Source organism: Xanthomonas phaseoli pv. dieffenbachiae (genome assembly GCF_008639345.1).
GTDB lineage: Bacteria > Pseudomonadota > Gammaproteobacteria > Xanthomonadales > Xanthomonadaceae > Xanthomonas > Xanthomonas phaseoli.
This window is the reverse complement of record NZ_CP041380.1, coordinates 2588500-2601857: the sequence shown is the minus strand read 5'-3', so window position 1 is coordinate 2601857 and position 13358 is coordinate 2588500. Positions and strand designations below refer to the sequence as shown.

At 65.6% G+C, this 13358-nt stretch carries 11 protein-coding genes; 7 read left to right on the top strand and 4 right to left on the bottom strand.

Annotated features, from left to right (window positions below; genetic code table 11):
- Positions 1 to 107: 107 nt before the first annotated feature.
- Entirely contained in the window at positions 108 to 1259 is a 1152-nt protein-coding gene (locus FLG15_RS11860; protein ID WP_150146381.1) for a pyridoxal phosphate-dependent aminotransferase, read from the top strand.
- Positions 1260 to 1478: 219 nt separating this feature from the next.
- Positions 1479 to 2282 (top strand): amidohydrolase, encoded by an 804-nt coding sequence (locus FLG15_RS11855; protein WP_057678273.1) that lies wholly within the window; start codon positions 1479 to 1481, stop codon positions 2280 to 2282.
- 82 nt (positions 2283 to 2364) lie between these two features.
- On the opposite strand, the gene FLG15_RS11850 is transcribed toward FLG15_RS11855, so the two are convergent.
- Positions 2365 to 3135 (bottom strand): glutaminyl-peptide cyclotransferase, encoded by a 771-nt coding sequence (locus FLG15_RS11850; protein WP_277601107.1) that lies wholly within the window; start codon positions 3133 to 3135, stop codon positions 2365 to 2367.
- Positions 3136 to 3297: 162 nt separating this feature from the next.
- Here FLG15_RS11850 and FLG15_RS11845 point away from each other — a divergent pair, with 162 nt between their 5' ends.
- Entirely contained in the window at positions 3298 to 3735 is a 438-nt protein-coding gene (locus FLG15_RS11845) for a hypothetical protein (RefSeq protein ID WP_057687111.1), read from the top strand.
- Positions 3736 to 4072: 337 nt separating this feature from the next.
- Here FLG15_RS11845 and FLG15_RS11840 read toward each other — a convergent pair whose 3' ends face one another.
- From FLG15_RS11840 to FLG15_RS11830, 3 genes are read right to left on the bottom strand one after another with little or no spacing between them, the layout of a single operon-like run.
- Positions 4073 to 5716, bottom strand: a complete 1644-nt coding sequence (locus FLG15_RS11840) for a pseudouridine synthase (protein ID WP_150146378.1) — start codon at positions 5714 to 5716, stop codon at positions 4073 to 4075.
- The gene (gene scpB, locus FLG15_RS11835) at positions 5709 to 6917 is read right to left on the bottom strand and encodes an SMC-Scp complex subunit ScpB (protein WP_057679529.1); all 1209 of its coding nucleotides are present in this window, start codon (positions 6915 to 6917) and stop codon (positions 5709 to 5711) included. The genes FLG15_RS11840 and scpB overlap by 8 nt, the downstream gene beginning before the upstream one ends.
- Before the next feature lie 13 nt (positions 6918 to 6930).
- A complete protein-coding gene (locus tag FLG15_RS11830; protein WP_033478219.1) occupies positions 6931 to 7836 on the bottom strand; it encodes a segregation and condensation protein A in 906 nt (301 codons plus the stop codon).
- Between the two features lie 350 nt (positions 7837 to 8186).
- Between FLG15_RS11830 and FLG15_RS11825 the strand changes: the two genes are divergently transcribed.
- The 4 genes from FLG15_RS11825 to FLG15_RS11810 all read left to right on the top strand — a co-directional run bounded on the left by FLG15_RS11825 (position 8187) and on the right by FLG15_RS11810 (position 13276).
- Positions 8187 to 8486 carry a YciI family protein gene (locus FLG15_RS11825; RefSeq protein WP_039571903.1) on the top strand — a complete coding sequence of 100 codons (300 nt, stop codon included), beginning with the start codon at positions 8187 to 8189 and terminating at the stop codon, positions 8484 to 8486.
- On the top strand, positions 8483 to 8752 hold the full coding sequence (locus tag FLG15_RS11820) for a BolA family protein (protein ID WP_039571900.1): 270 nt from the start codon (positions 8483 to 8485) through the stop codon (positions 8750 to 8752). The genes FLG15_RS11825 and FLG15_RS11820 overlap by 4 nt, the downstream gene beginning before the upstream one ends.
- Positions 8753 to 9138: 386 nt before the next feature.
- Positions 9139 to 10161: a LacI family DNA-binding transcriptional regulator gene (locus tag FLG15_RS11815; RefSeq protein ID WP_150146375.1), complete on the top strand. Its 1023-nt coding sequence runs from the start codon at positions 9139 to 9141 to the stop codon at positions 10159 to 10161.
- Positions 10162 to 10297: 136 nt separating this feature from the next.
- Positions 10298 to 13276, top strand: coding sequence for a TonB-dependent receptor (locus FLG15_RS11810; protein WP_057661551.1), 2979 nt, complete (start codon positions 10298 to 10300; stop codon positions 13274 to 13276).
- The last annotated feature ends 82 nt before the right edge of the window (positions 13277 to 13358 follow it).

Genomic DNA, 13358 nt, shown 5'->3' with positions numbered 1-13358 from the left:
CAGGCGCCGCGCGGGGTCGGGGAACGCTGTTTTGCAGTGTCCGGGCGCAACCGCCAGGCGGCTTTGCGTACACTCGCTATCCCCCGTTTCTTGTCCGGACAGGCACCATGCCCCTCACGACCAAGCTGCCCAAGGTGGGCACCACCATTTTCACCGTCATGTCGCAGCTGGCGGCCGAGCACGGCGCGGTCAATCTGGGCCAGGGCTTTCCCGATTTCGCGGTGCCGCAGCGGCTGGTCGACGAACTGACCAAGGCCATGGCCGCCGGCCACAACCAGTACCCACCGATGACCGGCGTGGCGACGTTGCGCCAGGCCATCGCCGGCAAGGCGCAGCGGTGCTATGGCGCACAGGTCGATGCCGACACCGAGATCACCGTCACCAGCGGTGCCACCGAGGCGATCTTCAACGCCATCCACGCGGTGGTGCGGGCCGGCGAAGACGTCATCGTGCTGGACCCGGCCTACGACTGCTACGAGCCGGCGATCGAGCTGGCGGGCGCACGCGCCGTGCATGTGGCACTGCACCCGCAGACCTTTGCGGTCGACTGGGCTGCGCTACGCGCCGCGATCACGCCCCCCAAGACGCGCCTGTTGATGATCAACTCGCCGCACAACCCGTCCGGCGCGATGCTGTCGGCCGCCGACATGCAGACGCTGACCGAGCTGTTGCGCGGCACCGACATCCTTTTGCTGTCCGATGAGGTCTACGAACACATCGTGTTCGATGGCCGCCGGCACGAATCGGTGCTGCGCTGGCCGGAACTGCGCGAGCGCGCATTCGTGATCTCCAGCTTCGGCAAGACCTACCACTGCACCGGCTGGAAGATCGGCTACGCCATCGCACCGCCGACGCTCACGGCCGAATTCCGCAAGGTGCACCAGTACAACACCTTCACCAGTTTCGGTCCGGCCCAGCACGCCTTCGCTGCGATGATCCGCGACGAGCCCGAACACGACGAGCAACTGGGCGCGTTCTACCAAGCCAAGCGCGACCGCTTCCGCGAGCAGCTGCTGACCACGCGCTTGAAGCCGTTGCCGGTGCCCGGCGGCTACTTCCAGCTGGTGGATTACTCGGCCATCAGCGACCTGACCGACACCGAATTCGTGAAGTGGCTGACGATCGAAAAGGGCGTCGCCGCGATCCCGTTGTCGCCGTTCTACGAGAACCCGCCTGCAGGGCAGCGCCTGGCGCGGCTGTGCTTTGCCAAGAACGATGCGACATTGGATGCGGCGATCGAGCGCTTGCAGCAGCTCTGACGAGCGGGGAATGGGGAATCGGGAGTTGGGAATTGGAAGAGCAAGCCGTCTAGCGTATCCCTTCTCCATGCATGCCGCCCCGCCTCTCCACTGGAGACCTTGCATAGTCCCATGAGCCGAGTTGCTGTCCAATTGACGCCCTTACATTCCTTAGCGCACAGGCAGCAGCAGACAGCTTTACCCATTCTCGATTCCCGACTCCCCATTCCCGAGCTTTCGATGAACGACCTGCGCATCTCCCTGATCCAAGGCGACACCCGTTGGCATGACCCGGCCGGTAACCGCGACTATTACGCTGCGTTGCTGGAGCCGCTTGCCGGGCAGACCGATCTGGTGATCCTGCCGGAAACCTTCACCAGCGGGTTCTCCAACGACGCCATCGACAAGGCCGAAGGGATGGACGGGCCAACCGTGGCGTGGGTGCGCGCGCAGGCCGCACGCCTGGGTGCAGCGGTCACCGGCAGCGTGCAGGTGCGCACCGAGGCCGGTGTGTTCAACCGGCTGCTATGGGCCACGCCCGACGGGGCGCTGCAGTATTACGACAAGCGTCACCTGTTCCGCTTCGGCAACGAGCATCTGCGCTACGCGGCCGGACGCGAACGGTTGACCGTGGAATGGAAGGGCTGGCGGATCAATCCGCAGGTCTGCTACGACCTGCGTTTTCCGGTGTTCTGCCGCAATCGCTTCGATGTGGAGCGCCCGGGGCAACTGGATTTCGATCTGCAAGTGTTCGTCGCCAACTGGCCGTCCGCCCGCGCCTATGCGTGGAAGACGTTGCTGCGCGCACGCGCGATCGAAAACCTGTGCTTCGTCGCGGCGGTCAACCGTATTGGCATCGATGGCAACCAACTGCACTACGCCGGCGACAGCGCGGTGATCGATTTCCTTGGCCAGCCGCAGGTGGAAATTCGCGAACGCGAGCAGGTGGTCACCACCACCCTCAGCGCCATCGCGCTGGCCGAGCACCGCGCCCGTTTTCCCGCGATGCTGGATGCCGATCGGTTCGAGATTGGGGATTCGTGATTCGTGATTGGTACAAGCACTGCCGCACAGATACCTGCCTGCCCGCTGTTGCCAATCCCCAATCCCGAATCCCCAATCCCGGCTACTGAGCCAGCTTGATCTCGTAGATCTTCGGCCAGCGCTTTCCGGTGACGAACAAGCGATCGTGCGCGGCGTCGTAGGCGATGCCGTTGAGGACATCGTTGGTGGGGTCGGTCAAGGTGTCGGGGTCCGGCACCAGCGCCTTGAGGTCGATCCAGGCGACGACCTTGCCGCTGGCGGGGTCGATGCGTGCGATGCGGGTGGTCAGCCAGACGTTGGCCAGCAACTGTCCCTTGACCCATTCCAGCTCGTTGAGCTTGTCCAGCGGCTTGCCGCGGGCGGTGACCTTGATGCTGCCGATCTGCTTCAGGCTCTGCGGATCCAGGCGGCGGATGTTGGCGGTCCCGTCGCTCATATAGAGCTGGCGGTCGTCGCTGGTCAGCGCCCAGCCCTCGCCGGAATAGGTGAATTGGGTACGCGGTGCCAGCGTGGCCAAGTCGTAGACGAAGCCGCGCTGATTGCGCCAGGTCAGCTGGATCAGGCGATCCTTCCAGGCCACGATGCCTTCGCCATAGAACGGCGGCGGCGTATTGACCTGCTGCAGGACGTTGCCGCTGTCCAGGTCGACCTTGCGCACGCTGGACTGGCCCAGCTCGCCGGTGCTCTCGTAGAGATGCCCGTCCAGATAGAACAGGCCCTCGGTGAAGGCGGCGGTATCGTGCGGATAGGTCCTGACGACGGTGTAACCCTGGGTGGGAATCGCCTCGCCGCAGTGGGCGAGGGTGGGCAGCAGCAGGGCGCTGACGAGCAGGCTGTAGACGGTGCGTGGCATGCGGCAATCATCCCATGCCGCGGCTGCAGGCGGCAGTTCTGCTGCCATCTCGAGGCCAGCGAAGACCTCGCTGAACAAACGCATGCGCCGCACTGGCATCTTGTCGCGGCTGCCACATCGGCGCTGCTAGTCTCGCGCCACGTCCACCACTGGCACTGCCCTATGATCAAGTCACTTTCGCTTATCGCGCTGCTTGGCGCCGCCACGCTGGCCCCGCAGGCGCAGGCCGCCGGCAATATCGATTGCCAGCTGTCGTTCAACTTGTCCGGCTGGTCGGTGTTCTACAAGACCGCCAGCGGTACCGGCACCATCAAGTGCGACAACGGTGCGGTCATTTCGGTCAAGATCTCCAGCAAAGGCGGTGGCCTGACGGTCGGTAAATCCAAGATCGTCGGCGGCCGCGGCACCTTTAGCGGTGCCTATAGCCTCAACGACCTGTTCGGCACGTATGCGGCCGCCGAAGCGCACGCGGGTGTCGTGAAGTCCAGCACCGCACAGGTGGTCACCAAGGGCGATATCTCGCTCGCGCTGGCAGGCACAGGCGAGGGCGTGGACCTGGGCGTCAACGTCGGTAACTTCGTGATCGAGCGTCGCAAGTAAGCGCGGTAACGAACTGAGCGAGTGGTCCCCGGATGGGCGTGCACTGCACGTCCTTCACCGGAGCGCACGAGCGGTGCGTGTCGATGTCGAACGGCGTTTGCGCCCACACGGAGGGCGCGCAATCGTGTTGCAGGGCTAGATCGCAGCATCGAGGTCGTCCTACCCAACCGGTGCGTGCGGCCGGTGCATCGCGGTAGCACCGTAGCGAAGGGCTTCGTTACACGACTGCACCGCCGGATACGCGGCAGCGTCCCAGTCTCGGTGGATGCCCCGCGGCGTCCATCACAAAAAACGGCCCTTTGCGGGGGCCGTTTTTTGTGCATGGATCGGTTGACGGTCAACGACCGCGATTACCGCCGCCGGGAGGACGACGATTGCCGCCGCCCGGCGGACGGCCGCCGGGGCCGCGCGGTGCGCCGCCTGGGCTGCCCGGACCGCGCCCGGGACCGCCGGGGCCACGGTTGGCCGACGCGGGGCCGCGATTACCACCCGGACCCGGACGCCCACCGCTCGGGCGACCAGCCGGGCGTGCCGCACCGTACGGGCTGAAACCCGGGTTGGCGTGATCGGAGGGGAAGCTCGGTGCGTTGCCCGGGTGGCCATACGGATGCTTGCGCTGCCCCTGACCCTGCGACTGACCCTGTCCGCCGCCAGCGCCGCGTCCTGGACCACCCGAGCGGGCGCCGCCTGGACCGCCAGAGCCGGGACGCGCGCCGCCCGGCCCTTTCTTCGCATACGGGCGTGCCTGGCCGGTGCCCGGGCCGCTCGGGCCGGCGTTGCGGTGGCCGCTCGGGCCGGTGCTCACGCCATCGGGCACATACCAACTGCGGAACGCGGCCGGGTTGCCGTCCGGCAACGCGCCACGGTCGCCCTTGGCCGGGCCGCGCTGCTTGAACGGGCGCTGCTGCGATTGCTTGGCGGCCGCTTCGCCGCTGACGGTCAGGCCGCCCCTGAAGCCGCCAGGCTTGCCGCGACCGCCGCGGCCGCGATCTTCGCGCAAGTTGTCGAAACGTCGCAGCTCGCGGCCTTCATCGGCGCCGGAGGTCTGGCCGTTGACGTAGGCATTGCTGCGGCCATCGCGCGAGACGTGCACGGTGGACTTGGCGGCGCGGCGCTGGCCGATCACCGGCTGCAGGGTCAGTGCCGACGGCGCACCTTCTTCCAGTTTCAGTTCGGCGCGCAAGGCGTCGACCTTGTCCTGCGCCACTTCCACCGAGTGCCCACGCAGCAGCTCGCGCGGCAGCGAGATCTTGCCGTAGCGGCTGCGCTTGAGGCGGCTGACCTGGCAACCCTGCGATTCCCACAGGCGGCGCACTTCACGGTTGCGGCCTTCCTTGACCACGACGCGGAACCAGTCGTGCGAATCGGTGCCGCCGATGCGTTCGATCTCGTCGAACTTGGCGCCGCCGTCTTCCAGCAGCACACCGCGCGACAGGCGCTCGATGATGGCATCGGAGACTTTTTCTTCGCCTTCCGGCGCGCGCACGCGCACCACATATTCGCGCTCGACCTCGTAGGAGGGGTGCATCATCGCGTTGGCCAGCTCACCGTCGGTGGTGAGCAGCAGCAGGCCGGTGGTGTTGATGTCCAGGCGACCGATGGCGATCCAGCGCGAGCCCTTCAATGCCGGCAGCGACTCGAATACGGTCGGGCGGCCTTCGGGATCTTCGCGGGTGGTCACTTCGCCTTCGGGCTTGTTGTAGATCAGCACGCGCGAAGGTTCGGTCAGCGCGCTGGCCACGAAGCTGCGGCCGTCCAGCTCGATCTTGTCGCCGCTGCGCACCGACATGCCGGTCTGCGCAACGGCGCCATTGACCTTGATCAGGCCGTCGGCGATGCGCTGCTCCAGTGCGCGGCGCGAACCCAGGCCGGCCTGGGCCAGCACCTTGTGCAGGCGCTCTTCCAGCTTGGGCGCTTCGGGCGCGCTGTCGCGCTTGAGGGAAAGCTTGTTCAACGACAGCTTGCGGGGGGTGTCACTCATGTGTCTGGCTCCGGCCGCCGCGTTGCGGGTCGGCCTCTGGGTCGGAATCGGCTTCGTCAACAGCCACGGTCGTCGTCGCGACGGCGTTGTCTTCGTCTTCGTTCACTGCATCCGCGCGCGTTCCCGGCGCGGTGTCGGGGTCGCCCTCACGGGCGTCGTCTGGGTCCTGCATGTTGTTCTGGTGCGCCGAGCCATGCTCGGGGTGCTGCGGTGTCTGGTCGTTCACTGCATCGACCGCTTCGGTGTCGATCGCCTCATCGAGACCGTGGTGTTGCCGGTCGACTGCGGCATCGTCGGGTGAGTCCTGTACATGCTGGTCGGCGTCGGCACCACTTTCAATGTCGCTTTCAGTATCGCGTTCGGCGTCGGCCTGGTCATCGCTCGGTGCTTCGGTGCTGCTGGCCGGGTTCGCCGAGGCGTCGGTCTGGTCCGTTTTCAAACCCGCTTGCAAAGCGCCGGTGCCGCTGTCGTCAGCCGCAGCGCCAGCGTTGGCTTTCATATCCGCGTCGGTGTTGCCAGCATCCGCATCGTCGGTATTCGCAGCCGTATCGCCGCCCTCAGCGCCAGCCTGGTCTGCATCGGCCTGATCCTGCGCCGCGTCCATCGCTGCCGACGCCGGTACGGCGCCGTCCAGTTGCCCGTCGCGGTCCAGCGGCAGCTGCGGTTCCAGCTCGGCGATGTCCTTCAACTCAGACAATGGCGGCAGCTCGTCCAATCGCTTGAGCCCGAAGTAATCCAGAAAGCCCTTAGTGGTGCCGAACAGGGCCGGCTTGCCGGGCACGTCGCGGTGGCCCACCACGCGGATCCATTCGCGCTCTTCCAGCGCCTGGATGATGTTGCTGCTGACTGCCACGCCGCGTACCTGCTCGATCTCGCCGCGGGTGATCGGCTGGCGGTAGGCGATCAGCGCCAGGGTCTCCAGCGTGGCGCGGGTGTATTTGGTGCGGCGCTCGGTCCACAGCCGGGCGACCCAGCCATGCACGTCGGCCTTGACCTGGAAACGGAAGCCGGAGGCCACCTCGACCAGTTCCACGCCACGCTCGGCACAGGCCTCGCGCAGCAATTCCAGTGCGCGCTCCACACTGCCGGGCGGGGCCGGCTCTTCTTCCGGAAACAGGCCCTGCAGCTGCGCCAGCGTCAGCGGCTGGCTGCTCGCCAGCAGGGCGGCTTCGATAATGCGGGTGATCAGCGCTTGATCCATTCGATGATCGGCTTCAGATAGGTTCGTTGGCGGCATCGCTGTCGTCGAATTCGCTGGAGAATTGCAACGGCGCATTGGTATTGCCCAACGCCAGCGACTTCACGTAGATCGGCGCCAGCGGCGCTTCCTGCACGATGTCCAGCAACTGCTCCTTGGCCAGTTCGAGCAGCGCCAGGAAGGTGACCAGCACGCCGAGCTTGCCTTCTTCGGCCGTGAACAGCGATTCGAAACGGTAGAACTTGCCGTCGTCCAGGCGGCTCAGCACATCGCCCATGCGCTGGCGCACGCTCAGCGCCTCGCGCTTGATCGCATGGCCGGTGAACAGCTCGGCGCGTTTGAGCACGTCGTACAGCGCCATCAGCATTTCTTTCAATTCCACCGGCGGCGGCAGCTTGACCGCGGCGCGCTCGGGCAGATGCGCCTGCACCGGCGCGCTGTCGCGGCCCATGCGGGGCAGGGTGTCCAGATCCTCGGCGGCCTGCTTGAAGCGTTCGTATTCCTGCAGCCGGCGGACCAGCTCGGCGCGCGGATCCTCTTCTTCGCCATCCTGACTGGGGGGGCGCGGCAACAGCATGCGCGATTTGATCTCGGCCAGGATCGCCGCCATCACCAGATATTCGGCTGCCAGTTCGAAGCGCAGCTCCTGCATCACATTGATGTAGTCCACATATTGCCGGGTGATCTCGGCGACAGGGATGTCCAGGATGTCCAGGTTCTGTCGGCGGATCAGGTACAGCAGCAGGTCCAGCGGGCCTTCGAAGGCATCCAGGATGACTTCCAGCGCATCCGGCGGGATATACAGATCCTGCGGGATCTGCAGCACCGGTTGCCCATGCACCACCGCCAGCGGCATTTCCTGCTGCTGTGGCGGCGCGCTCGTGGCTGGCGGAGTCGCGACGTGCGCGAGTTCGGAATTCATCAGGTCGACATCGGTCTTACGGTCGCCGGCGGCGGTCTTAAGCCGCGCCCGCAGGGCTTTGCCTTGAGTTATTGCGATCAATGTCGTGCCTGCGCCGGCACGATCCTACAAATCCACATACAACGTGCGCCGCGTGGCATGCGGCGACGGAACAGCGAGGAGGTCGTCTACGCGGGCCGGCGGTGGGCAGCGAATCGGTCATCGGGAAAAGCGTTGAGCCTGGGCCGACGGGCCGCTGCGTCCGGTTGCGTGTGCAGTAGTGGCAAGGGTAATGCGTGCGCGGGGGCGGTGTCCAGCGCCGGGCCAGCTAGAATCCCATTGGTGATCTTCAAGTTCTGGCGAGGTGGCGTGTGTGGTACGTAATCGAGGGGTATGACCGGGCCGACGCACTGGCGGCGCGGCAGCAGGCGCGGCCGGCGCATCTGGCGCGTCTGCAGGCGCTGGCGGCCGCGGGACGATTGCTGGTGGCGGGCCCGTGTCCGTCCATCGATGCCGAAGATCCGGGTCCGGCCGGTTTCAGCGGCAGCGTCGTGATTGCCGAGTTCGACGCGCTGGAAGATGCCCGCGCCTGGGCTGATGCCGACCCCTATGTGGAAGCGGGTGTGTACACGCGCACCGAGGTCCGCCCGTTCCGCCGGGTGCTGCCATGAACCGGGTCGAGCAGATCCGCGCAGCATTGCAGGCGGCACTGGTGCCGACCGAACTGGACGTCGTCGACGACAGCGCGCGGCATGCCGGCCACGCCGGCGCGCGCGACGGGCGTGGGCATTTCAATGTGCGCGTGGTCAGTGCTGCATTTGCCGGCAAGCCGCCATTGGCACGGCACCGCGCGGTGTATGCCGCAGTGGGCGAGCTGATGCAGACCGATATTCATGCCTTGTCGATCGAGGCCTTCGCGCCGGGCGAGGTTGGCTGAGCGTTGCCGTGCAGGGAGCACTGCGGTCGTGCCAGCCGTTTGCTGTCGTCAGAATCGCTGGGGCGCAATGGTGATGGCCTTCATGGAAGCGCGCGTCAGTGCGCCGCTGCCGAGGCGCATGGGGTGCCCATGACGGTTGCCGGGTCGTGCGGCGCCTGGCCAGGCCGGGTTGACTCGCTGCCAATCGTGATCTGCATCGAGCTTCGCTTGTGGACGCATGGGTGCATGTTTGTTGCGCCGCAGCACATTGCTTCACGCGTCCCTCACCTGCAGCTGATTGATCTGTAAGCGTTTTCACGCATGTGAAGATAGGGGTTTACGCCTCTGTATGAAAACGCTTACAGTCCGCGCCAGTTTTGGGAAGTCGGTCGCGGAGGGCGGCACGAATGGCCAAGGGTGCGGTCACCATCAAAGATGTCGCTCGGGAAGCGCAGGTCTCCGTTGCAACGGTGTCGCGTGCGCTCAATGGGCACGACAACGTTGCCGGACCGGTGCGTCAGCAGGTGCTTGAACTGGCCGAGCGGCTGCGCTACAGCCCGCATGCGGCCGCGCGCAGCCTGAGCAGCCGGCGGTCGCAGACGCTGGGCGTGGTGTTGCCGGACTTGTACGGCGAATTCTTCTCCGAATTGATTCGCGGCATCGATGGCGCGGCGCGTGCGGCGGGCCAGCACCTGCTGGTGTCCAGCTATCACGGCGACCCGGAAGCCCAGGGCAGGGCGCTGCGCTCGATGCGCGGGCGCGTCGATGGCTTGCTGGTGCTCTCGCCCTACGCCGAGCAGCCGGGGTTCCTGACCGACAACCTGCCGCAGTCGCTGCCGACGGTGTTGATCAATGCGCACCTGCCCGGTGCCGACTATCCGGTGCTGGGCATCGACGACCACGCCGGTGCCATGGCCATGACCGAGCACCTGCTGCGTGCCGGGCACCGCCGCATCGCCTTCATCGGTGGCCCGGCGCTGAATTTCGACGCGCGCGAACGCCTGCGCGGCTTCCGCGATGCGCTTGCTGCGTTCGGTGCGCAAGCGCAGGGCGTGGAATACCCGGGCGACTTCGACGAAGCCTCCGGCCACCGTGCCGGGATGGCGATGCTGGCGGCCGGCGCGTTGCCGGATGCGGTCTTCGCCGCCAACGACATGACTGCGCTGGGCTGCCTGTACGCGTTCGCCCAGGCCGATGTGTCGGTGCCTGGCGACGTGGCGCTGGCGGGTTTCGACGACATTCCGCTGGCCCGCTTTGTCCACCCTGCGCTGACCACGATGCGGGTGAGCATCGCCCGGCTGGGCGAGCAGGCGATGAGCCGGCTGATGCGCCTGGTCGAAACGCCCGACCGCGACGACGGCATCCGGCAATTGCTGACACCCGAGCTGGTGATCCGCGCCTCCTGCGGTGCTGGCGAATCGGCTCACTGACCTTTGCGGCCACGCGTTTCTGGGCTGCCGACCCTTTCGCGGACGTTCTGTCCGCTCCCGCTGTCCCCGCAGCGGCTGTTCCTGCACCACTGCACTGCCACAACAACAATCTGTACCGATCCCTGGAGGGACGACCATGCGCCACCACCACCCCCATTCCGCCCGCCCGGCGCGCAAGCTGCTCAGCTGCGCGCTTGCCAGCTGCCTGCTGCTGGGCGCCGCACCGGCCTTCGCACAGAGCACCGCCGCCACCATCCGCGGCCAGGTCACCGTCGATGCCGCACCTGCCGCCCAGGCGCAGGTCACCGCCACCAATCTGGCCACCGGCCTGACCCGCACCGTGCAGGTCAGCAATGGCGGCTATTCGGTAGGCGGCCTGCCGCCGGGTTCGTACCGCATCGATGTCACCGCCAATGGCCAGACCAGCTCGCAGAACGTCACCGTGCAGGTCGGCCAGACCGCGACCTTGAATCTGGGCGTCGGCGGCGAACCGGCCACGGCCGCCGGTGGTAACGCCACCACGCTGGATGCGGTGCAGGTGAAGGCGCCACCGGTACTGGTGGAGACGCGCACCTCCGAGAACGCGACCTACATTTCCAACGTGCAGATCCAGAACCTGCCGCGCGCCACGCGCAACTTCCTGGAACTGGCCGACACCGTGCCCAACGTGCAGTTCACCCGCGAGGCCAACGGCACCACCAAGGTGCGCACCGGTGCCACCTCGGCCGAAGGCACCAATGTCTACATCGACGGTGTGAGCCAGAAGAACTACGTGCTGACCGGCGGTGTGAGCGGCCAGGATTCCAGCCGCGGTAACCCGTTCCCGCAGTCGGCGATCGGCGAATACAAGGTCATTACGTCCAACTACAAGGCCGAGTTCGACCAGGTCAGCGGCGCGGCCATCGTGGCCTCGTCCAAGTCCGGCACCAACGACTTCCACGGCAGCTTCTTCTGGGACACCAGCAACGACGGCTGGCGCGAGGAAAGCCCGCTGGAGAAAAAGGCCGGCGTGCGCGACGACTTCGAAGAAACCCAGTACGGCGCCACCTTCAGCGGCCCGATCCTCAAGGATAAGGCGCACTTCTTCATCGCCTATGAGGCCAAGGAATACACCACCCCGAACGTGGTGATTCCCGGCTCGATCTATTCCGACCGCGTCGACCAGCTGCCGGCCCAGCTGCAGCCGCTGGTGGTGACCTCCAGCACGCCGTTCAAGGAAGACCTGTATTTCGGCAAGATCGACTGGACCATTGGCGAGAACAACCTCTTCGAGCTGACCGGCAAGTACCGCAAGGAAGACGAGCTCAACGACGTTGGCCGCACCTCGACCTATGAGCACGGCAGCATCAACGGGCAGGAAGAAAAGCGCGCCAACCTGCGCTGGCAGTACAGCGGGGCCAATTTCCTCAACGAGGCCAACCTGAGCTACGAAAGCGCGTTCTGGAACCAGGCGCCGATCAACAACGGCAATGGCTACATCCTCAGCTACGCGCCGGGGCGCGGCAACGAGACCGACATCCTGGCGGCGGGGGCCGGCAGCAGCTTCCAGCGCAAGGGGCAGAAGGGCTGGACCTTCCAGGACGACCTCACCCTGAACAGCCTGGAATGGCACGGCGCGCACACCGTCAAGATGGGTGTGAAGTTCAAGAGCATCGACCTGGATTCGACCCAGTTCAACCCGGCCAACCCGCAGTACTACTACAACATCCTCACCGACGTCGAAACGCCGTACCGGGTGCGCTTCGGTGCGCCGCTGGTGGAAGGTGGCGGTTCGGTGGTGTCCAAGAACAAGCAGTACGGCATCTACCTGCAGGACGACTGGGAAGTCAACGAGCACTGGACCGTGAACCTGGGCGTGCGCTACGACTACGAAGAAACCCCGGCATTCCTGGACTTCGTGACCCCCTCGGATGTCGCCAGCGCGCTGCAGAACTGGCCCAACCTGCGCAACGCCAACTACAACATCAACGACTTCATCAGCACCGGCAACAACCGCAAGGCGTTCAAGAATGCTTGGCAGCCGCGCCTGGGTGCGTCCTACGACCTGTTCGGCGATCAGGCCCACGTGATCTATGGCGGCGCCGGCCGTGCCTATGACCGCAACATCTTCGATTACCTGGCACTGGAGCAGCTCAACAACTCCTTCAAGTCGTATAGCTACTACTTCACCAGCGCCAACAACCCCACTTGCCTGGGCGACCCGTGCACGGCCTGGAATCCGGCGTACAACAGCCAGGATGGCTTGAACACGCTCACGGCCAACAGCACCGGTGGTGGCGGACGTGAGGTCTACCTGATCGACAACAACCTCAAGACTCCGTACTCCGATCAGTTCAGCATCGGCATGCGCAACATGGTGCCGTTGTGGGGCCAGGACTGGTTCACCGATGTCACCCTGAGCCGCATCGAGAGCCATGACGGCTTCGCTTTCGTGCGCGGCAACCGCCTGCCGGACGGGTCGTTCTTCCAGCCGGGCACCACCTCCGGGGTGCCGACCGACGGTCCGAATGGCTATAGCGCCATCGTGCTGGGCACCAATGGCGTGGAAACCCGCAACAACCAGCTGGCCTTGCAGGTGGAAAAGCCCTTCGACGAAGAATCCGGCTGGGGCCTGACCGTGGCCTACACCTATTCCGATGCCAAGGAGAACCGTCAGTTCGGCGAGCACTATGCGCTGGACCGCGAACGCATCCAGGACTATGGCTGGCGCGAGGCCGGCGGCATCCCGAAGAACCGCCTGGTGGTCACCGGCATCTACGAGCTGCCGTATGAGATCAAGCTGTCCGGCAAGCTCTCGCTGGCCAGCCAGACCGCGCGCTACGGCCAGAATTGCCTGGCTGGCAACGACCAGTGCGAGATCATCCAGTTCAAGCCGGATGGCACGCTGGGCTACAAGGAATTCAGCATCGCCGCCAATAAAGAGTGGGACACCGGCGGTGGTGTCAAATTCAACGTGCGTGCGGATATCCTCAACGTGTTCAACTGGGTCAATTACGCCACCTTCAACGGCGATACCGGAACATTGCAGGACTTGAACACGGCTTACGGCACACCGACCGGTGTGCTGGCGTCGCCGATGCGTACCTTCCGTCTGGCCTTCGGCCTGAACTGGTGAGGTGCTCGACCGCCCTGGCCGCAACGCCAGGGCGGTCGAACTCGGCGCCTGGATAGGGTAGGTTGGCGTGTCAGATGTAATC

What these genes read in the sequence shown, in the direction of transcription:
- FLG15_RS11860 (WP_150146381.1), top strand. Translation starts at nt 108, where the DNA reads ATGCCCCTCACGACCAAGCTGCCCAAGGTGGGCACCACCATTTTCACC.
- FLG15_RS11855 (WP_057678273.1), top strand. Translation starts at nt 1,479, where the DNA reads ATGAACGACCTGCGCATCTCCCTGATCCAAGGCGACACCCGTTGGCAT.
- FLG15_RS11850 (WP_277601107.1), bottom strand. Translation starts at nt 3,135, where the DNA reads ATGCCACGCACCGTCTACAGCCTGCTCGTCAGCGCCCTGCTGCTGCCC.
- FLG15_RS11845 (WP_057687111.1), top strand. Translation starts at nt 3,298, where the DNA reads ATGATCAAGTCACTTTCGCTTATCGCGCTGCTTGGCGCCGCCACGCTG.
- FLG15_RS11840 (WP_150146378.1), bottom strand. Translation starts at nt 5,716, where the DNA reads ATGAGTGACACCCCCCGCAAGCTGTCGTTGAACAAGCTTTCCCTCAAG.
- scpB (WP_057679529.1), bottom strand. Translation starts at nt 6,917, where the DNA reads ATGGATCAAGCGCTGATCACCCGCATTATCGAAGCCGCCCTGCTGGCG.
- FLG15_RS11830 (WP_033478219.1), bottom strand. Translation starts at nt 7,836, where the DNA reads ATGAATTCCGAACTCGCGCACGTCGCGACTCCGCCAGCCACGAGCGCG.
- FLG15_RS11820 (WP_039571900.1), top strand. Translation starts at nt 8,483, where the DNA reads ATGAACCGGGTCGAGCAGATCCGCGCAGCATTGCAGGCGGCACTGGTG.
- FLG15_RS11815 (WP_150146375.1), top strand. Translation starts at nt 9,139, where the DNA reads ATGGCCAAGGGTGCGGTCACCATCAAAGATGTCGCTCGGGAAGCGCAG.
- FLG15_RS11810 (WP_057661551.1), top strand. Translation starts at nt 10,298, where the DNA reads ATGCGCCACCACCACCCCCATTCCGCCCGCCCGGCGCGCAAGCTGCTC.